The 23,108-nt window shown below is 33.3% G+C and carries 11 protein-coding genes; all 11 read right to left on the bottom strand.

The features are described 5' to 3' along the window. Positions 1-60 precede the first annotated feature (60 nt). Positions 61-2,337 carry a GH92 family glycosyl hydrolase gene (locus B0A75_RS04365; RefSeq protein WP_089053062.1) on the bottom strand — a complete coding sequence of 759 codons (2,277 nt, stop codon included), beginning with the start codon at positions 2,335-2,337 and terminating at the stop codon, positions 61-63. Between the two features lie 295 nt (positions 2,338-2,632). After that, positions 2,633-4,543, bottom strand: a complete 1,911-nt coding sequence (locus B0A75_RS04360) for a beta-mannosidase (protein ID WP_244284345.1) — start codon at positions 4,541-4,543, stop codon at positions 2,633-2,635. Between the two features lie 519 nt (positions 4,544-5,062). After that, positions 5,063-6,577, bottom strand: a complete 1,515-nt coding sequence (locus B0A75_RS04355; RefSeq protein WP_089053060.1) for a SusD/RagB family nutrient-binding outer membrane lipoprotein — start codon at positions 6,575-6,577, stop codon at positions 5,063-5,065. A gap of 16 nt (positions 6,578-6,593) precedes the next feature. Then, positions 6,594-9,683, bottom strand: a complete 3,090-nt coding sequence (locus B0A75_RS04350; RefSeq protein WP_244284344.1) for a SusC/RagA family TonB-linked outer membrane protein — start codon at positions 9,681-9,683, stop codon at positions 6,594-6,596. Positions 9,684-9,982: 299 nt separating this feature from the next. Continuing rightward, entirely contained in the window at positions 9,983-10,993 is a 1,011-nt protein-coding gene (locus tag B0A75_RS04345; protein WP_089053058.1) for a LacI family DNA-binding transcriptional regulator, read from the bottom strand. 301 nt (positions 10,994-11,294) lie between these two features. Beyond that, entirely contained in the window at positions 11,295-12,263 is a 969-nt protein-coding gene (locus B0A75_RS04340) for a type I phosphomannose isomerase catalytic subunit (RefSeq protein WP_089053057.1), read from the bottom strand. Positions 12,264-12,520: 257 nt separating this feature from the next. Beyond that, on the bottom strand, positions 12,521-14,623 hold the full coding sequence (locus B0A75_RS04335) for a glycoside hydrolase family 97 protein (protein ID WP_089053056.1): 2,103 nt from the start codon (positions 14,621-14,623) through the stop codon (positions 12,521-12,523). A gap of 170 nt (positions 14,624-14,793) precedes the next feature. Further along, entirely contained in the window at positions 14,794-15,669 is an 876-nt protein-coding gene (locus tag B0A75_RS04330) for a helix-turn-helix domain-containing protein (protein WP_089053055.1), read from the bottom strand. Between the two features lie 191 nt (positions 15,670-15,860). Beyond that, positions 15,861-17,801: an oleate hydratase gene (locus B0A75_RS04325; protein WP_089053054.1), complete on the bottom strand. Its 1,941-nt coding sequence runs from the start codon at positions 17,799-17,801 to the stop codon at positions 15,861-15,863. Between the two features lie 308 nt (positions 17,802-18,109). Next, positions 18,110-20,152, bottom strand: a complete 2,043-nt coding sequence (locus B0A75_RS04320; RefSeq protein WP_089053053.1) for a protein-disulfide reductase DsbD family protein — start codon at positions 20,150-20,152, stop codon at positions 18,110-18,112. Positions 20,153-20,297: 145 nt separating this feature from the next. After that, positions 20,298-23,108, bottom strand: coding sequence for a M16 family metallopeptidase (locus B0A75_RS04315; RefSeq protein ID WP_089053052.1), 2,811 nt, complete (start codon positions 23,106-23,108; stop codon positions 20,298-20,300).

Raw genomic sequence — 23,108 nt, 5'->3', positions numbered from 1 at the left:
AAACTTTGACAAAGCTGTCATAAATCTAATCCCGATAACTCTCGGAACTGAAATCTAAAATTAAAGCGGTCTGTCTGCTTTTTTAACACCAAAAGTTGTCGATGGTTTACTTCCCATATACAATTTTAATTCTCCACCTTTTACAATCATATCATGTGTGATATATGATTTTGTATATGGCTTTCCGTTAAACTCGGCTTTCTGAATATAGATATTGGTTTTGCTGTTATCAATCGCTTTTATTGCAAACGAAATTCCTTCTTTGTGATGAATTACTGCTGAATTTACTAACGGACTTCCCATAACGTATATTCCATTTGCAGGATTGACAGAATAGAATCCCATTGACGATAAAACATACCAAGCAGACATTTGTCCTAGATCTTCATTTCCGCACAATCCATCAGGTTTTGTAGAATAGAATTTCTCATCGATTTCACGGATTAATTTGGCTGTTTTCCAAGGTTGTCCAACATATGCATAAAGATATGGAATATGATGGTTTGGCTCATTTCCTTGCGCATATTGACCAATTAAACCACTAATATCTGGAGATATTTCTTCACCTTCTACTTTATCAGTTATTAAAAATAAGGAATCTAATTTTTTAATAAATTTATCTTCACTTCCAAACAATTCGATTAAACCATAAGGATCTTGAGGAACTAACCAAGTGTATTGCCATGCATTTCCTTCTACATAATCATCTTTTCTATGTGCTGATGAAAGCGGATTAAATGGTGTTCTCCAATTTCCATCTGTTAATTTACCTCTCATGAATGTAGTTTCTTTATCGAAATAAAGTTTGTACAAATCGGCTCTTTTTGAGAAATAGTTATAATCTTCTGTCTTACCAAGATCTTTCGCCATTAACGCTATACAATAATCGTCGATCGCATATTCTAAAGCGTTTCCAACAGATTCTAACAATTTATCTGCAGGAATGTATTCTAGTTTTTGCACATAATCCATTCCTTCACGCGTTTGCATCGCTGTTTTTTTGATGGCTTCATAGGCTAATGCAACATCATAACCTCTATATCCTTTCATGTAAGCATCAACAATTACAGCAATCGAGTGATTTCCGTTCATTGTATTGGTTTCGTTACCCATTAAATGCCAAACTGGTAATCTGCCTTGCTGCTGATAAATCGCTAAAAATGATTTTACGATGTCATTAATTTTTTCTTGTTGTGTAATGGTATACAATGGATGTAAACCACGGTAAGTATCCCAAAGTGAAAAAGTAGTGTAGTTTGTAAAGTTTGCTTTTTCGTACACTTTTTTGTCTGTTCCTCTATAATCTCCGTTTACATCATTGAATATTGAAGGAGCAAACATCGTGTGATACAAAGCGGTGTAAAAAACTTTCATTGTTTTATCATCAGCTTTGATCTGAATTTTATTTAACGCTGCATTCCATTTTGAAGTCGCTTGTTTTGCTACAGCATTAAAGTCCCAATTTGGAATTTCGGCTTTTATATTGATAACTGCATTTTCATAGCTTACAGGTGAGATTCCAACTTTTACTAAAACTTCTTTATTTTTTAAAGTTGTAAAATCTAAAACTGCTTTCATTTTAAGACCTTCGCCCTCGTTTCCGCTTACAGAAGTTTTATCATCGTACAATGCCATATTTGAAATTGGCTCAGAAAATTCAATTGCAAAAAAGATACGTTGATCTGCTGCCCATCCTGCTGAATATCTATATCCTACAAGTGTAGTTTCGTTTACTTTTTTGATAAACGTTTTTACGGGTTTATCCCATCCCACACCATCTGCAAGATCTAATAAAACGTGATTGTCTTGAGCAGTATTAAAAGTATATTTATGAAAACCTACTCTTTCGCTTGCTGTTAACTCTGCTTTAATTTTATATTTATCAAGCAGTACACTGTAATATCCTGCTTTGCTTACTTCATTATCATGAGAGAAATAAGATCCATAACCTGTTGTCATGTCTTCTTTTGTTCCTTTTGTTAAAGGCACTTTTCCTGATACTGGTAACAAAAGAATATCGTTTAAATCTCCAATTCCAGTTCCGCTTAAATGGGTATGTGTGAAACCTAAAATGGTATTACTTGCATAGTTGTATCCACTGCACCAATCCCAGCCTTCAAAAACATTTACTGGTCCTAACTGCACAGCTCCAAAAGGAACATTGGCCCCCACAAATACATGACCGTGACCAGCAGAGCCAATAAACGGATTTACATATTGGGTATAATCTGAATTTGTTTGTTTTACCTTTTTTTCCTGTGAAATAGCAGGATTGGCAAAAAACAGGTTTAGAGCTAAAATACCGCTAAAAGCAATTTTGTTGTACTTTGTAAACATATTTTTTTTATTTAGATTCTGAGGTTCTAAGGTTCTAAGATTCTAAGATTTGCTAATTAAACTTAGCACTTCAGAACCTTAGCTTCTTAGAAGCTTTTTATTTATACTTATTCAAAACATTATATAGAGACTAGACTTTCACGGTTCGTTTTGTTATTTTACTCTCAAAAGAATAATCTAGAACACAAAAAATAACCGCAAAGAGCGCAATGACTCTCGCTAAGTTCGCAAGGTAAACAGATGCACTGCAATGCGTCTCTACACAAAAACCTTTGAACCTTTGCTACTTAGTACCTTAGTACCTCTTCAAAACATCATACAGAGAATAAACTTTCAGGACTGGCTTTGTCACTTTGCCTTCAAAAGAAATAATTCTTTCCTCACCAGCTTTTAAGTCTATATAATTATCACTCCATTTTCCTGTATAACCTTTTATAGAAATGTATACATATTTTGCGGCTTTTGAAGCTTTTAAAATCACTTTATTTCCTCTTACTTCCCAAGTTATTTTTGGGTCTTCCAATTTTAAATCAATTGGGCGAGTAAGATCAATTTCTGGTGTTTTATCATCTCTATACGCTTCTTTCATAGCGTACCAAGCTGCTTTTGGCTGTCTGTCATAATAATCCGTTACGCTCCAGCTTGCAACAGGCCAGCAATCATTAAGCTGCCAAACTAATGTTCCCATATTATAAGGCGCTTTTGAACGATGAATGCCTATAATATTTTTTAATGAATAGTATTGTAAGCATTGCGAGAGGTAAGTATAATCCTCAACATTCATTTTCTTTATTTTGTCTGAACTAATAAAGTAGCGATTTAAATACGAATCTAATTTCATAAATCCTTTGCCCGCTTTTTGATGTGCCTGCAAAATATCTGAATATAAATATCGGTCTTCTGGTAATGTAAATTTTTCTATAGAAGAATAATTTGGCATAGCCTGCATTCCGTACTCGCTTACAAAACGTCCCGTTTTATTCTGCACCGCTTCAATATCTTCAAGTCCCCACCAAGTTCCCCAATAATGGCTGTCACCTTCTGTTATACTTTTTGCTTTTGACCAGTGAAATAAAGGCGAAGAACTTAAGTATGGTCGTTTGGGATCAACTTCTTTTACCCATTTTGGAATACTATCTTGAAACAAACGAACGTAGTCTTTCCATAATCTGGTCGAATCTTGTTTCGACATTTTCATGCTTTTTTGCCATCCCCAACTTTTAAAAGCTTCATCGATTTCATTATTCCCGCACCATAAAACTATGCTTTTGTGGTAACGAAGACGTTTTACTTGATATTGAACTTCCTTTTTTACATTATCAAAAAAAGCATCATCTCCCGGTACCATTGTTCCAGCGAACATAAAATCCTGCCAGACATAGATTCCGTTTTTATCGCATAAATCATAAAAATAATCATCTTCATAAACCCCGCCTCCCCAAACACGCAGCATATTCATGTTGGCATCTTTGGCAAGTGCAATTACTTTTTCGTATTCTTTTTTGGTTACTCGCGACAGGAATGCATCTGATGGAATATAATTTGCCCCTTTCATATAAACGGGCTTGTCATCAATTTTAAAGTAAAATGATGTTCCTTTATCATCAGGCTGTTGTATCAATTCGATTTTGCGATCTAATACATATGGTTTCTCAGGAGTTTTTACATCATATGCTTCTAATCTTGGTGTTTTCCAAATTCCACAAGTTGTGAATTTTGGCCCCCAATCCCATCCAAAATGGTATTGTGCTTTACGTACATAGGCACGAGGATTATCTGGAATTACAAACGGAAAATCTTTTTTGGCCAATGAATCAACAACATTTTGTGCTGATTTAAAAACGACTACTAAATCATTTTTTCCCGGCTTTAAATTCTTTTTTACGTCAACACGCCATTGACGAAACATATTGTCTGCTTTTAAAACTAACTGATTGTTTAAATAAACGGATGCGTAAGTATCTAATCCGTCAAAAACTAATTCGGTATTTTTTTTATTTAAAGTTGCAGTGCTTACTTCAAAAGTGGTTTTATATTCCCAATCTTTCTTTTCAATCCATTCCAGCTTTTTTTCATTGTCTCTGTAGAATGGATCTGGTATTAATTTATTGTTGAGTAAATCGGTATGAACTTCACCGGGAACAGAAGCAGGATACCATTTTGTTGTTTTGGTTTCTCTGTACTGCCATCCTTTTTTTAATTCCATGTTTTGCGCCTTTGCCACAAATGAAAAATTTGCCAGACAAATACTCAAAACCCAATAAAAGTTCTTTTTAAACTCCATTATAACTCAATACTTAATTATTATGCTTTTGCAACTTAATTGTTGGCAGTTTGAGAAGGAAAACTACGTTTCCACAATTCTCCCTCTCTTTTGGGCTTTTAATACGGAATAACAGTAACTAACAAAATATTCTGAAAATCATTTTCCCTTTTACAGCTGCCAAGTTTTATCTTTTAAATTGTTTATTTAAGATTTTTTATTACACTTCAATAATTAAAAAATTAAGATCATTCAATTGTATATTCTTTTTGAAAGTAATTCCATCTTTTTCAGCAGAAGCTCTTTTGTCTTTTGCGAAAAAAAGGGTATTAAAACTATAGAACTAATTTGTGATACAAACCCTCTAATTTAATGAAAATTGAAATAGAAAATTAAAAATAAGCCGGGAGGTACTCATACTCCTCCCGAGCTTATTCAACTTAACTAACCAAAATTTTAAAACTACTTATCCCACCAAATTCTAGTTGTCATTAAATCCAACCCTTGGCGTTGTATTGCTTCTTTATAATTTGCATTATTAGTGATTAATTCTGACTGGTCATAAATTAATCTTCTAGGAATTGTTCCCTTTGTTTCTCCTGTTGGATCATTAACTGGAACTAAAACTGGATATCCTGTTCTTCTGTATTCTGAGAATGCTTCAAAACCATTAAACAACAATACAATCCATTTTTGAGTAATAATTTGTTCGATTTTTTGAGCTTCAGTTCCTGATGATTTAAAAGGGTGAGCTGTCATGTAATCGTTGTATTCTGTAAGAGTGACTGCTGGTACTTTGTCTCCAAAAATAGTCAGAATCTGCATTGCAGCTCTTACTCCATCTTCATAATGCTTTTGTGCTGATCCGTTTACATTCCATCCTTTTACAGCTGCTTCAGCCAAAATAAACTCTACTTCAGCGTAAGACATAATTAATGTAGGAGCGTCTAAACGTAATACTGTAGATGTATTAGGATCAGAGAAAACTTTTTTGTCTCCGCCTGGAAATTCTCTTGCATCATTTGCAAGACCTTGCTGGCTTGCAGGAGAATTGTCTCCAGTTGCTTCAAGTTTTGCTAAAATTCTTAAACGTGGATCATTATTGCTTTTCAAATTATCAATAAATGTTTTACTGAATTTTGTATTTGCATCGCCTTTATTCAAGTCATTTACAACCCATGAAGAAGTAATTGGATTTGTCTTAACTCCTTGTGGTCCTGAGTCATGTCTTAAAACTAAACTATCATCATTTGATGTAAAAACACCTTTAGCAACAGCTTTCTCTACATATTGTTTTGCTTTTGCAGGGTTCACTTTAGATAAACGCATTGCAACTCTTAACATCATTGAGTTAGCTAATTTTTTCCATTTAGCCACATCACTTTGATAGAACAAATCAGCGTTGCCTACAAATGCTTTATTAGCATCTAAAGCGTCACCTGCTTCATCTAATTCTTTCAAAAGATCATTGTAGATTGCTTCTTGAGTATCATATTTTGGAGCATAAACTCCTCCGTTGTATCCTTTTCCAGCTTCAAAATAAGGAACATCTCCATAAGTATCTGTTAACTTTTGAAACAAGAAAACTTTCATGATTCTTAAAGCCTGAATAGCATTAGCATTCTCTGGTGTATCTTTTATAACAGATAATAACTGGAAAATTTGATTTAATCCTTTACCATACGTTTCTCCAAAAAGTGCTCCTGAATATTCAGATGAATAGGTATATTTTGACCCTGAACCACTTAAGGATGAAAATTGCTGTACAATTTGCGCAGCATAAATATTATTTCCTCTCGTATTAGAAAAGTCTTGTCCGTCAACATAAATCTCAGCAAGTGTAAACATAGATTTTACAGATGGATCTGTCAAAGCATTTGGATTCTGATTCAATTCTTCGAATCCTTTGTCGCATGAAGCAAGTGTCATTGCACCAACAATTGCAACACAGAATATTTTTATAAATTTATTTTTCATCTTTCAATTTTCGTTATTAGAATTTAACATTAAGAGTTAAACCAAAGTTTCTTGTCAACGGCATAGATGCTCTTTCAAGACCTTGTGCATTACTATTAGAGTAGTTAGACTCTGGATCAATGTTTGGCACTTTATCATAAATTGTCCATAAGTTATGAGCAGAAAATGCTAAACTAACCGATTGGAATGGTGTTTTTGCAAGATTTGCTTTTGGAAAATTATAGCTGAAAGAAACTGCTCTCAACTTGATAAAATCAGCATCGTAAACAAAATTTGATGTCACCTCTGCATAACTTCTCCAGTAATCATATGCAGAAACTGTAGTATTTACAGGATTACCGTTAACATCTGTACCACTTACAGCAATTCCGCCTTCACGACCGCCAAGTGTTTGCTCAGCTAATCCGTAACGAGTTCCTAACTGGTTTGTTGCTGAGTAGATTTCTCCACCAAATTTAGCATCAACAAAAATCGAAAGTGTGAAATTTTTATAAGAGAAATCATTTGAGAATCCCATAGACAATGGTGCAACACCTTGTCCAGCATTAATTAAATCTCCTCTCATGAATCTGCCGTTTGTATCAAGTACAATATTTCCTTTTGCATCTCTTAAATAATCATAAGCTTTGATTATTCCAAATGGCTGTCCTTTTTCTAAAACTACAGAAGCTTTTGAATCTCTGTTTCCTTCAAGTGTTTTTGTTGTAATTTTATCAGAAAGATTAAGTACTTCACTATCGTTATAAGCAAAATTATACCCAACATTCCATCCAAAAGTTGGTGTTTTAATCGCTTTTACATTAATTGCAAATTCAACCCCTTTGTTCAGGATTTCTCCCACGTTGATTTTTGTTGTTCTATAACCAGATGCTTGAGAAATATCGGCATCAGTAATATCGTTAGTTGTTTTCTTACTGTAGAAAGTTAAATCTGTACTCACTCTATTATTGAAGAATGTATTTTCGAAACCAAATTCGATTGTACTAACGTTGTAAGGTTTTAAACTTCTGTTTGGAACTGTATCTCCATTAACTCCTAAAATTGGCTGACCTAAAGAATCTGTTTGTCCATCAGGTGCAGAATATGTTAATGCTAAAGCATAAGCGTCTGGCAAAGCTCCACCAACATTACCCCAACCTGCTCTAATCTTACCGTAAGACATCCATTCTGGCAATTGAATAATTTCAGAATAAATTAAACTGGTACTTACAGATGGGTAAAAAGTACTGTTACTTGACGGATCTAAAGTTGAAAACCAATCTTGACGACCTGTTAAACTAACATATAAGAAATCTTTGTATCCTAAATCGGCAGAATAGAAAAGTGAGTTAACTTCGCTTTCCGAGAATAATTTTTCTGTTTTTTCAGGTTGTGTATTTCCATAGAAATATTTGAATGGAACAATAAAATTATTTCCCTTCATTTTAATTCCGCTGAATCTGTTGTGTTGACGGTTAGCTCCAATGAAAGCATCTAATGAAAGGTTTTCTACTATATTACCTTTGTATCCTAAATAAGCAGAAGCATTATATTCTGTACGTCCTTCTACTCTGTTCTCTAATGCCCCTCCAGTTTTGTAGTTAATTCCTGTAGGTTCGATTTCAGTGTATTCGTAGTTAATATCATCCATACCAATAACACCTTTTGCGTAAATTTTTTCAGTAATGTTATAATTTACTTTAGCAGAACCGATAAAACGTTTTCTAAGATCACTATTTAAATCTTCTTGCGTTGCAAAATATGGATTCGTTTGGTAAGTGTTTGATCCAAAATAATCAGCTTCACCTCCATTTTCATCGTAACCATTACTTAACCATCTGATATCTGCTCCAGGATTTAAGAATGTTGTAGTATACGAAGCGTTTCTAGGTGAATCGTTCAAATAAGGTCTGTTTTGACTTTTCTCTGTAATATATTGTGCATTTGTTTCGATGCTGATTTTTTTATTCGGAGACGAGTTCAAACTTAAAGCCACGTTGTTTCTTCCAAAGTTTGTTCCTGGTAAAATAGACTCGTCTTTTGTATTTCCGAAAGACAATCTAAAATTAGTTGTTTCGTTTCCTCCAGAAATTGCTAAAGTATTACTGAAAGAATATCCCGTTCTATAGAAGTTTTTTACGTTATTTTTCCCATTTGCTTGATATGGTCTAGTAGTTCCATCAAGTGCAATAGTTTGTTTTCCGTCATATTTATCTCCCCAAGCCAATACATATTTTTCTCTAAGCTCTGATAAACTGCCAAATCTTGAAGGAACTCCATTAACAGGCTCTCCTGATCCGTATTGATCTTGCCAATCTAAAAGGCTTATTGGTGTATTGAATGTAGAGTTTGTACTAAAATCTACACCAAGACCAGTTCCGCTTTTTCCTTTTTTAGTAGTAATCAAGATAACACCATTAGATCCTCTGTACCCGTAAAGAGCAGAAGCCGCACTACCTTTAAGTACTGACATAGAAGCAATATCATCTGGATTGAAAGAAGACATACCATCTCCTTTATCAGCTCCACCCCACATACCAGCATTACCTTGCTGAGTGTTATCGATTGGAATACCATCTACAACATACAAAGGCTGGTTTGATCCAGAAGCCGAAGTTGCTCCACGAATTACAACACGGCTAGAACCTGATGGTCCAGAAACTGGTGCAGAAACGTTAACACCGGCAATTTTACCTTGTAATGCGTTTCCTAAGTTAATTTCTTTATTTTTTGTTAGTTCTTCTCCTTTAAGTTCCCCAACAGCGTATCCTAAACTTTTCTTTTGTTTTTTAACTCCAAATGATGTTACAACAACATCTTTTAATTCTTGTACATTTTCTAATAATACAACTGATATTTTATTTTCACCTGGCTGAAGTACTATCGTTTTTGATGTAAAACCTATCGAAGATACATTTAAAGTAACTGCTCCTTCTGGAACATTCATTTTAAATCTACCTTCTGTATCTGTAATTGCACTAAACGGTTTTCCTTGAACCTCGATAGATGCAGCAATAACTCCTCTGTTTTGTGCATCTGCCACTACGCCTGTTATTAATCGATTTTGCGCCACAGCTCCTAAGCTGCACAACAATACCATTCCTAACACTGCTAATATTCGTTTCATAAGCTTTTTTTTTGGTAATTGGTAATTTGTTTTGTTTTAACGTGATTGTTTTTAAATAATTAATAAAAATTTGAACTCAATTTTAATATTGTACTCATAAGCTCTACGCCCAACAAATACAATGCTTTAATAGCAACGTAAACATTCCTATAACTCTTAGCAATCGATATAGTAAACAGCTCAAAAAAATAACGCAATGCTCGAATATTTTGACCTTAAATTACTAAAACGATTTAGTAAAATTCCTAAAAAAAAACGAATCGTTTTTTTCTTTTTTTTTATGATTATGCTCTTAAAAATTAAACTGATTCTCTAACAATCAATTCTCCTTTTTTGAGACTTTTTTCTATTTCAAATTTTTCCATATTGGTCATCTGACTCAATAACAATTGTATTGATTTGACCGCAATATCATTAATAGGCTGCGAAATAACTGTTATTTTTGGTGTATGAAGTTTAAAACTGTCATGATCATCAAAACTAATAACCGAAACATCGTCTGGAATTGTTTTCCCAACCTTTTTAAAAGCCTGTAAACCTGCAAGCCCCATATAGTTTGTTAAAAACAAAACGGCATCAATTTGCGGATTTTTTTCTAAAAAACTTACAATTGCTGCAACTCTGGTTTCTTCAGTGCTGTTGTACTCCATATGAAGCACCAGCGAATCATTATAAAGACCAGCTTCTTTTAATGCATCTCGACATCCATCTTCTCGTGATTTCATCTGAATCATTTCTGATGTGATATTGACAATCGCTATATTCTTACGGCCTTTATTGATCAAAAATTTTGCTGCAGAATTTGATGCCTCATAATTATCCATTACAACATGGCTCACATTTTGTCCTGCAAAATATCTATCAATTAATACTACCGGCTTTTTCAATCTCAAAAGCAAATCAATACTGCTTTCAATATTTTGTGTTGGCGTAATAATAAACCCATCCACATTTGCCTGCAGTAAACTATGTATTAACTCCTCAGAACGTTCATCATTACCGCCTGTACTGCAATAAAAAACACGATAATCAATATTTCTTGCTTCCTCTTCTATTACCCGCGCAAGATCAGCAAAAAACTGATTCGAAATATCCTCAACAATTAACCCGATAGATCTCGTTTTACCCGTTCTTAGACTTGTCGCTATCATACTTGGCCGATAATTAAGTTTTTCAGCAACTTGCTGTACTTTTTTAATCACCGCCGGGCTTATTCCCATCTTCTCTCCTTTATCATTAATAACAAAAGACACCGTAGATATAGAAACCTCAGCTTCTGTTGCAATATCCTTAATAGTTATTTTTTTCATTTAGAGAGTTAATTTTACATTAAGCTGTTATTAACGATATTACAAATATAACTAAAAATAATTACTAAAACGATTTTGTAGATATTATTTTAAACAAATCATTATTTTAAAGCCAATAATAATCATATTTAACAGTAATTGTATGTGTTTTTAGCATTAATCGTTATTTTTAATCAGATAAAAACGGCATAATAGTAATAGAATTCCTTTTTTATTAAGAATCTTTACTGAATTATGAATGGGCAATTTAACTCTTTTTTTTGGTTTGCAATTATTTTAAATCAAATTAACACTTATAGTTTTACGAAATATAAACTTCTAAAATTGAAGCTTCTCCTTCTAACACATAATTACGCATTCCTGCGGGAATTAAAACCGTATCGCCTTTTTTATATTGATAGCTTACATTTTCATATCTAATCTCAAAAGCTCCTTCAATACACATATAAACTGTAAAAGTTTCGCCGTTTTTATTTCCTTCAATCTTACCGTCTAGCGGAATAATGTTTGTTGTAAAATAGGGACAATCTACAATTACATTCGATTGATTAGATACTGTTTCGTACTTTTTATGTGTATCTACTTTATTGTAATTGATTGCATCAAGTGCCAAGTCAACATGTAATTCTCTTGTATTTCCTTGAGCATCTTTTCGGTCAAAATCATACAAACGGTATGTAATATCAGATGTCTGTTGAATCTCTGCAACAACCAATCCCGCTCCAATTGCATGCACAGTTCCTGTTTCTAGAAAAAATACATCGCCCGCTTTTGCTTTTACATCGTCAAGAATCGAAACCAAAGTTTTATTATTTAGATTTTCTAAATATTCTTCTTTACTCGAATCTTCTTTAAAACCAACAATAATTCTTGCATCAGCATCAGCCTGCATAACATACCACATTTCGGTTTTACCAAAAGAGTTATGACGTTCTTTTGCTAATTTATCATTCGGATGTACTTGTATTGATAAATCTTCGCGTGCATCTAAATATTTAAAAAGTAACGGAAATTGATTGCCAAATCGAGCATAAACGTTTTTTCCTAAAATATCATTTGGAGACTTATCAATAAGTTCTGTCAATGATTTTCCTTTTAATTCTCCATTTGCCACCACACTTACATCACCTTCTACTGTAGACAACTCCCAGCTTTCTCCTGTAATTGCAGAAACAATAGGTTTATTAAGAACGGTTTTTAATTTTTCTCCTCCCCAAATTCTTTCTTTCAAAATTGGTTCAAACTGTAAAGGGTACATTTTTGTATTCATTTTTTATATTTTTTAATATTGTTTTTAGTCGCTAACCACTAATTAATCTACACTTATATTAAATCTGCTAATCTGTGTGAAACCTTTTTTTGCCACAGATTAAAAGGATTAAAATGATTTTAAAAAATCTGCTCAATCTGCCAAATCTGCGTGATTTTTTTTTTGCCACAGATTAGAATGGCTAAAAAAAATCCGTGTTTATCTGCGTTTTCGCGATAGCGAATCCGTGTCATCCGCGTGCCATTTTTCCAACTTTTCTACTTTATAGAAATCGCAGCGCCTCCGCTTGAAGCTAGTTTTTGTTTTAGTTTAGTTTTACTGTTTACTGTTACTTTTCGAATGTTGTACGATTGCGGATTAGTTTTGTAATCTGCCGTTTTTCCATCTTCATAAATTGTTGCTGTAAAGTTTTTTCCTGCTGGAAGGAAACTAAAATCAATTAAAGCTGTACGCGAATTTTCATCTGTAATTGCACCCACAAACCACTCTTGCTTGCCTTTTGTTTTTCTAGCAATAGTAATATAATCACCAGGTTCAGCTTCTAGAATATAAGTTTCATCCCAATCTAAAGCGACATCTTTTATAAACTGAAAAGCATCATTGAATTTTATATAATTTTCTGGTAAATCGGCAGCCATTTGCAACGGACTGTACATGGTAACATACAATGCCAATTGCTTAACAAGTGTTGTGCTCAATTTATTTTTCTTTTCTCCATAAACTGATAAATCACCTTGAAAAATTCCTGGAGTATAATCCATTGGCCCGCCCATTAACCTTGTAAAAGGCAAAATTGTAGTATGATCTGGATGAATTCCTTCCATCGATTCAAACTCAGTTCCACGAGCTGATTCTTGCGCAAACCAGTTTGGATAAGTACGGTGTAAACCTGTTGGACGAACGGCTTCATGTGAATCTACCATAATTTTATGCTTAGCAGCTTCTTTTGCTACATAAGTATAATGATTTACCATTTGCTGCCCGTCGTGATGTTCTCCTCTTGGAATAATTGGCCCAACATATCCTGTTTTTACAGCATTGTAATTATTATCAACCATAAAAGTTAAAGCATCTTTCAACTGTCTTTCATATTCAGAAACTGATGATGTTGTTTCGTGATGCATAATGATTTTTACGTTTTTCTTTGTTGCATAATCGCTTAGTTCTTTCACATTAAAATCTGGATATGCTTTAGTAAAACTATAAATGTGTTCTTTTTTAAAAGCGGTATTATCTTCCCAGCCTTCATTCCAGCCTTCTACCAAAACAGCATCAAAACCATTTAATGAAGCAAAATCTATATATTCTTTTACATGTTTTGTATTCGCTCCGTGTGTATTATTTGGTTTTAACTTAGAAAAATCTGTTTTACCAATTACAACATCTTGATTGTCTGAATACGCCCAAGTAGATCCGCCTCCTGTAAAATATTCCCACCAAACTCCAATATATTTTACTGGTTTAATCCAAGAAACATCATCAAAAGCACAAGGTTCATTTAGATTTAAAATCATTTTTGAAGATAAAATATTTCTAGCATCATCGCTTACAACAATAGTTCTCCATGGCGTGAAACTTCCTGTTTGAATATATCCTTTATTACCAACTGCGTCTGGAACTAAATGTGAACTTAATGAATACGTTTTATCATTTACATTAAGACACATTGCTGGAAAGTTTTTTAGCGCGGCTTCGTGAATATTAATATAAATCCCCTCATTTGTCTTCAGCATTAAAGGCGTTTGAGCAGCTAAATTTTTAATTGTTGTCTGCGCAGCTAATGGAACATGGGTTGCATCGTAAACCAAAGACTGCATTTCTGATATTTTTGAAGTTGAATAACTATATTCATTTGTATCATAATCCCCCGGAATCCAGAATAATTTATGATCTCCTGTCAAATTAAATTCAGTCGTTTCTTCTTGAATAATAAAGTGGCGCAAATTGTCTTGCACCGGAAATTCATATCTAAAACCTAAACCATCATTAAATAAACGAAAGTAAATTGACATTTTTCGTTTGCTCTTTTCTTGCACAAGATCAACTTTTAATTCATTGTATTGATTTTGTATTTCTTTTTGCTCTCCTAAAACGGGTTTCCAAGTACTATTTTCAGATTGAAATTTGGTTTCGGCAACTTGAAAACCGCTATTCAACAAAATATCAGATTTTATAACAAAACCCATTTTACTTTCTTGAATTACTGCTTTTTGTTTAAAGTTTAAAGTATAAACCGGTGTTCCGTTTTGATCTAAATGAAATTTCATTGTTAAGTTACCATTTGGAGACTTAAGGTCTTGCGCAGTAACAAATCCGACTAAAAACAATATAAAGAAGCAGCTAAAAAATGTATTTTTCATAAGATAATTTGAGAGAGTAAAAATTCCTAAATCGATTTAGTAAAAATAATAAAATAAATTAAAAAGCAATACTTTGTAGAAAAAAATAAATATAATGGAATAAAAACGCGGTTTAAATTAAGAATAATCTTTCGCCTTAAAAGTAAAAAGGAAGTGTAATGTATTGATTTCTATAAATTTTGAAGTCGGCGGTAATCTGTGGGAGAAATAGAAGAATGTTTTTTAAAAAAGCGTCCAAAAGCAGAAACTGAATTAAATCTAAGTCGATAAGCAATATCACTTATATTGATGGAAGGATTTCCTAATAATACGACAGCTTCTTTTAACAAGTGTGCATCGATAATTTCGTGCGGAGTTTTGTCTGCCGCTTTTTTTACAATCTGAATCAGATATTTGTTTGAAATATGCAATTTTTGAGCATAATAACTTACTCCTTTATGCTGTGTAATATTATTCATAACCAAATTAAGAAACTGAAAATAAGTATCTTTAGGATTATTAGTAATTGAAACTGTTTCAGGTGCTTCTTTTGGCAATAATTCGGCTGTTTCTAAAAGCAGATTGAAGATAATGGTTCTGACAATTTCATCTTTAAATTTCAAATCGGCCTCAATTTTACTTTCAAGATATTTCATCAATTTAATCAGCTTTTTGGCATCTTGTTCTTTCAATTGAATGAGTTCAAATGATCTGTCTTTAAAAAAAGCCAGTCTTTCGATAATAAAAGGATCTGATATGTATTTAAGCAAAAACTCCTTTTCAAAAAACAGCAATTTCATCCTAAAGTCTTCGCTGTTATTATGAAAAGCAATAATGGTTGCAGGCCTTGCGATTAACAAAGTAAATTGCTTGATATAATGCTGATGTCCGTCAATGGCAATATCGATATCTCCTTCAGTACAGACACACAACGAATAATAATCCATCCGAAAAGGCTTCTGAGGGTATTCCATTTGTTTTTTCCCCGAAGAAACATAATAGGGTAAATTGTTATCAACCTCAAAATAGGCCAATGTATCTCTTATTTTATCGTAAGGTTGATCCATCCTATATAAATGCTGCTTAAATATTGTTTTTGGAAAACTAATTTATGCATAAAAATAAGCATTTATAGGTATAATTCCTTATAAAATGTGCCCTTTTAATAATTAATTAAACTTAAATCATACAAAAATGGCGCTAAAGCAAAAGCCTTAACGCCATTTATTTGAATTATGATAGTATATACAATTATGTTTTAATCTCTGATTCCTCCTATCCAGTGTTTTAATTTATTCAGCTGTTCATTAAAGAAGGATTCGTGTTCTTGCCCGTCATCAGCATTTTCAACAAGTAGATGTTCGTAGTAAGTTCCTTTTAGAAATTTTCTTAAAAGTCCTTCACCAACTATTGGTTCGTAATCATTTAATGATTGTGCAGCTTTAAGCAAATGACGAATATCGTATTGCAGCGGATTGATGTCTGGTACTTGTTTGTTCAGATTTAATAAGTCATAAACGGCGATTCTGGCTGTTCGCACAGAACTTTCCATTGTAAAAACAATATCATTATTGGTTTCCACAAATTGCCCAACTAATCCTAAATTGGTACAGCCTTCTGGCACTACTTGCGGACGATCTCCTTTTGCTCTCGGCATAAACATAGAAGTAATGTATGGCATATAAGAACTTCTAACAATGGTATTTTCTACAATATTGTCTAATTGATCGATGATTCCTAAATGATACGCTAATTCAGCCAAAATTTCATCTCCGGTACATTGCGGCATTGTTTTTTTGACGTAATCACCTTCTTTGTCCATAAAAAGAGCATACACCCAAATTACTAAAATATCATCTGGCTGGTCTGGAAAATGAGGCTGTCTGTTACAGGTAAAACTCATTAACCATTTGGAATCGCTGATGGTTACAATTCCTCCTGTTGCCGTTTTTCCTGAGTACGGATCGTTGACACAAAGTTCTTTTACTTTTTCTACAAAGGCAGAAGGTTTACAGGTAAGTGTAGCCGATTCCCAAGAAGATTTTGCAATGTTACCGCAGAATTTTTCAGGTTTCCCAAAAACAGGTGATTTAGCTGCTAGATTTTTCCATAATTTCCACCCGGCACTTTGTCCGCTGGTACTGTTGTCTAAACCTATAATTGGGGCATTTTTATTATCTCCATAAAAAGTATCTTCGGTCATTGAACCTGTTGTAGCAATTACATAATTGTCTTTACCTACAGGAATTCTTTCTTCTTTTCCATTTTTTTCGGTAATAATAGCTTCAATCACTTTACCTTCGGTATTGCTGTGAATATCTAAATCTTTAACGAGTGTGTTTAAATCGATCTGCACACCTTTACTCTGAAGAAATCTTCGAAGCGGCGTAATAAAGGTATCATATTGATTGTATTTTGGAAAAACAAGACACGAAAGATCTTTCATTCCGTCGATCGCGTGAAGGAAACGGTGCATATACAATTTACATTCTAATAAACTGTGCCAGTTTTCGAATGCAAACATGGTACGCCAAAAGAACCAAAAATTACTTTCTAAGAAAGATTTACTGAAATAATCCTCAATAGTTAAATCGTCTAGATCTTCTTTCTTTTTGAGGAGTAATTTTATAATTGCCAACTGGTCTTTTTTCTCTAATCCAAACTTGCTGAAATCTTTAATTTGTCCTTTATTATGTATCAATCTCGCTTTAGAATAATTAGGATCATTATCATTTACTAAACGATATTCGTCTAATACGCTATACGGTTCAGGAAGTTCCAAAGCAGGAATATCTTGAAAAATATCCCAAAGATTTTCGTAAGTCATGTCCATTTCACGTCCGCCGCGAATAATGTAACCGTCTGTAGTATTTCCGGCACCATCAAGAGATCCGCCGTCTACGTGAAGCTGATCTAGAAAAATAATATTCTCACCCGGAACATGACCATCACGAATAAAATAATAAGCCGCTGCCATTCCTGCAATACCGCTGCCCACAATGTAAATTTTACTGTCTTTGTACGATTTTGAAGGAATTCCTTTGTTTCGCTGGTAATTTCCAATTTGATCTGAAAAAGGCATTGTTTTTTCAGGTGTGTTAATCTGAACCTCTTTACTAGAGTCCGGTTTGTGGTTCACATTTCCATATTCTTGAGAACCTTTAAGTAATTTATCGAATTTTGAAGTGGTAGAACTCATAACTAATCTATTTTTGATTTACCCAAAGTTAAGACTAGCCTGAAGATAATGTGCATCCCGAAACTCGCTATTACTATCCCCAAATTCTTACTTTGTAAAACGTACTATAATCTAGTAATAACAATAAATTAAACTCGTTAGACGCAATTACTTTCAACACATAGTCCCGATAGTTATCGGGACTATGTGTTAGATTATTATTTTTTACAATTACACTCAACGGGTTTAATTAGTATATAAAAACGTAGTACTGTCCTAAAACTCCTTACGCATATTAAAATCTCTATTCGATAAAAAAAATAACAAAATCAACTTTTCTTAAAATTAGAAATTCCAGTATTCAGCCATTCTAAATAGTCATCAATATCAGGATTATAAGCTGAAGTTTCGTTTAGCTTTTCTCCTTCATTATTCACCAATACATAAAAAGGCTGTGCATTTGTTTTATATTTTATGGTTTGAAATTCGCTCCATTTCTGACCAATATATTTTATTTTTTTACCTGTTAATTCAGAAACCTTTTGTTCATGTGAAGCTAATTCTCTTTTATCATCAACATATAAAGAAATCAAAACCAGATCGCCTTTTAGAATTTTCTGAACCTTATCGTCAGACCAAACGTTATCTTCCATCTTACGACAATTAACACAAGCATGTCCTGTAAAATCAATCATAACGGGCTTACCCATTTTTCTGGCATACTCCATTCCTAAATCATAATCTCTAAATGCCATAATATCATGAGGCCCCAGCTCTGCTCCTTCTGGCAGGTTTTCTGTTATTTGACGCGATTCAGAATTACTTAATCCATTCGGAATTTCGCTATAATGCATTGGCGGTGGAAAACCACTGATCATTTTTAAAGGTGCACCCCAAATTCCAGGAATCAGATAAATAGTAAAGGCCAAAACCAAAACTCCTAATCCTAGTCTTCCAACACTAATATTCGAAACTGGACTATCATGAGGCAGCTGAATTTTTCCGAATAAATAAAAAGTTAATGTCCCGAAAATTGCTATCCAAATCGCTAAAAAAGTTTCTCTTTCCAGTAAATGCAATTGCAAAACTAAATCGGCATTCGACAAAAATTTAAACGCTAAAGCCATTTCCAGAAATCCCAAAAATACTTTAACTGAATTCAGCCAGCCGCCAGATTTTGGAAGTGAATTTAACCAACCCGGAAATGCGGCAAATAAAGTAAAGGGCAATGCCAAAGCCAAAGAAAAACCAAACATTCCAACAAAAGGTGCAATCCCTCCGCGTGAAGCAGCTTCAACAAGTAAAGTTCCAACAATTGGTCCCGTACAAGAAAAGGAGACAATCGCCAATGCCAAAGCCATGAATAAAATTCCAACAACTCCGCCTTTATCTGCTTGCGAATCTACTTTGTTTATCCACGCATTTGGAAGCATAATTTCGAATGCTCCTAAAAACGAAAAAGCAAAAAACATTAAAAGCACAAAAAATATAAGGTTAAACCACACGTTCGTTGAAAGTGCATTTAAAGAATCTGCACCAAAAAACCAGGTTACAATTGCGCCTAAAAAAATATAAATAGCGATAATTGAAATTCCGTAAAAAACAGCTTTTCTAATACCCTGAGACTTAGTTTTACTTTGTTTGGTAAAAAAGCTTACCGTCATAGGAATCATTGGAAAAACACAAGGTGTTAACAAGGCCGCAAATCCAGAGAAAAAAGACAGTAAAAAAATCGACCATAAACTTCTTGATTCCGTTTCATGCTGTTGTTTTTTCAGCTCTTTTTTGGGCGTTTTTTCAGCTTCTGTCTGAATTATTTCTTCTGTCTTTTCTTTTACAACAGTGGCAGAAGAATCAATCTCTGCTGTTTTAATTTCTTTCTTCGCATCACTTTCTATTAATGTTACTGCTTTCGCAGACGGACTAACGGTAAACTCCAGTTCGTCTGAACTTGGCGGAAGACAGTTTTCATCATTGCAAACCATAAATTCAACTTCTGCCTTTATTGTGAAAGGTTTTGATGAAAGTATTTTAACACGCTGTCTAAAAGTGGTTTCTTTTTCAAAAAACTTAATCAGCATTTTAAAAATCGGATCATTGATGGTTTTTCCTTTTTCTTCTTTTACTGCACCAATTAACTGAAATTCGGGTGCTTTTGTAAAGGTAAAACGAGTAGGAATCGGACCTCCGTCTGAAACTTCCTGACTGTATAAATGCCAGCCTGATTCGATTATTGCTTTTGCCTGCAACTCGTATTCCGTATCGGAAATTTTCTCGATACTGGTTTTCCATTTTAACGGATTATAAATTTGAGCCTGTGTTATTATTGAAAACAACAACAAAAGACTCCCTAAAAATATGTTCTTGTTCATGGGTTATTTTTTTTAAAAAAGAGGGTTGAATAGCAAAAAAACAACCCTCTTGACAATCCTCTATAACAACTAATTTGCTTACTAATTCAAAATAATAATTGATAGGGAAAACAATTAAACTCTATTATTAAAAAAACGGATGAAATTATTTTAATGGTTTGAAAACAACTTCGTAAGATTTTGCATTTTTAAAGAAAGTATTTGCAAAATCCTGAATATCTTTTACTGTAACTGCATTTACAATATCAATGTAATTTTTTGGATCATCCATATTAATATTATTTTCAAAATAATTGGAAATTAGATCCATGCTGTTAAAATTAAAATTTTGCTGATCTGCTTTTGCTTTGATATAGTTCTTACTTGTTTTTTCAATATCTTCGTTCAAAATATCTCCTTTTCGAATTTTATCAATTTCCTGATATACAATTGGCAATAAATGTTCAACTTTATCTGCGTCACAATCAAATGCTATATTAAGATTAACAGTAGGTTTAGGAAGCTTCACTAAACTTCCACCAACCTGCGCTCCATATGTTCCTCCTTCTTTTTCTCTCAAGCTTTCGGTATATCTTAAAGTTAAAATGTCTCCTAAAAATGAAGCCAAAATTCTATTTTTTTGAGAGTAAGTAAAGTTGTCCTGAAACTTAATTTTAACGGAACTCTTTGGCGTTTCCATCTTTATAAAAACATCTTTGTCTATTTTATTAGAAACCCATTCAACTGTATTATCCTTAAACTTTTCTTTCCTTTTTATTCCAGGTATACTTGCAATATATTTTTCTAATAAAGGTTTTAAAACTTCAGGTTTAATATCACCCACAATATAAAATGTAAAATTGCTTACATCTGAAAAACGATCTAGATAGAAAGATTTCATTTTATCAAAAGATAAATCGTCTATAAATTGTTGGTTTACTATCCGAACTTCTGGATTGTTTTTACCATAAATAGCAAAACTTAAACTGTCGCTCATTTTAGATGAAATATCATTTTGTCTGTTTTTTAAAGAATTTTGCATGTTTTGTTTAAACAAATTGTACTGGTTCTGATCAAATCTTGGTTTGACAAAACGTAAGTAAACCAATTGCATCATCGTTTCTGTATCCTTCGTATTTGCATTGCCCGTAACTCTTTCTGACAAATTATCAATATCAGCCAAAACGTTTACAATCTTTCCTTTTAGTACTTTTTCTAAATCGGTACTCGAAAATGATGCAACACCTGACATCATTGCCAGATTTGCAGCACCAGCTATTGAAGGCATATCTTTAGAGGAATATAGCGAAGATCCTCCAAAACTTTTTGCATTCAGCGTGACCGATTTTTTATTCTTATCAGCAAATTTATAATGCACTTTTATACCATTACTTAATATGTAGGTAGTTGCTCCAATTTCTTTTGTTTCTTTTTCAGAAACAATTTTGCCAGGTTTTAAATCTGCTCCATCCATAAGAGATTTAGTAACAAAAACATCTACATACGGTTGTAACAAAGCATCATTTTCTGCTTTCTGAATAATATCAAAAGCTTTTTCCTGATTCAGATTTTCTTCACCTTCTACACCTGTTACGGTTACAACTCGATTTTGTTTAGTGTATAATTTTAAAACTTCTTCTTGAAGAATTTTACTGTCCAGATTTTTCAAAATGCTTTTTGTCATTTCAAATTCTACTGCAGGATCAGCAATAACTTCGTGATTTAAATAATCATCTTTTACCATTCCGATTACTTGTTTATGCGAAATCTCATTTAGTTTTTCTAAATAATTTTCATAACCAGAAATGGTTTCGGTAACTGCCCTCTCTATTTCTCCTTTTGAAAAACCAAATTTATAAGCACGAACCCATTCGTTCATCACAGCCGTAAAAGCTTCTGCTTGTTTTCCTGGTTTTGGGCTTATACTTAAAACAAAAACATCATTTAAACGAGAATATTTTTGATATCCTATTTGTGCGCCTTTAAATGGACATTCTTGTTTTTGAGCCATTTCTCCCAAACGGTTATTCAAAATAGAAAAAGCAATACTTCTTTGTGTTGATTTTTCTAAATCGGCATAAGTTCCTGTTGGTTTTTCAGCATTATGACGAATCATGAAGCTGATATTTGAAGCTGAAATTTCTTTATCTAAAGCCAGTTTAAAAGTCGGTTCTGCTCGTACTGGAATGGCAATTTCAAAACGCTTTTTAGGATTTACCGGCGTCGGAATATCAGCAAAAAGCTTTTTTATTTTGGCTTCAATTTCATCTGAATTAATATCTCCAACAATAGCTATTGCCTGTAAATCGGGACGATACCAATCTTTATAAAAATCTCTTAAAACTTGGTATTTAAAGTTCTTTACAATATCCATGTCTCCAATCGGCATACGGTCTGCATACAGCGAATTGTTGTAATAATATGGTGCTAACTGATTGTAAATTCTTGCTCTTGCATTTTGTCTAGTACGCCATTCTTCAGTAATTACACCGCGTTCGGCATCGATTTCTTCATTGGTCAGAGACAAAAAGTTAGACCAATCGTGCAAAACCAATAAACAGGTATCAACAACACCTCCGTCTTTTGACGGAATGTTGTCTAAGTTGTAAACCGTTTCGTCTGTACTGGTGTAGGCATTAATATTTTTCCCGAAAACAGCACCTTGCTTTTGAAGTGTATTCAGAATGCCTTTTCCTTCAAAATTTTTGGTTCCGTTAAACGCCATATGTTCCAGAAAATGCGCCAAACCTTTCTGCTGATCGTTTTCTAAAATAGAACCTACATTTTGAATAATGTAATAACTTGCTGCATTTTTATTTACCTCAGTCGGGTAAATATAATACGTCATTCCGTTTGGTAAAACGCCCTTTTTTATTTTCTGATTGACTGCGATTGGGTCTGTTGCTTTATAATTCTGTGCAAATGTCAAGCTTCCGATGAAAAGCAGTAAAACTGATATTTTTTTGGTGTACTTCAT

Origin of the sequence: Flavobacterium oncorhynchi (genome assembly GCF_002217355.1) — a bacterium.
GTDB classification, from domain to species: domain Bacteria; phylum Bacteroidota; class Bacteroidia; order Flavobacteriales; family Flavobacteriaceae; genus Flavobacterium; species Flavobacterium oncorhynchi.
The sequence above is the reverse complement of the archived record's forward strand: the minus strand, read 5'-3'. Positions and strand labels throughout refer to the sequence as shown.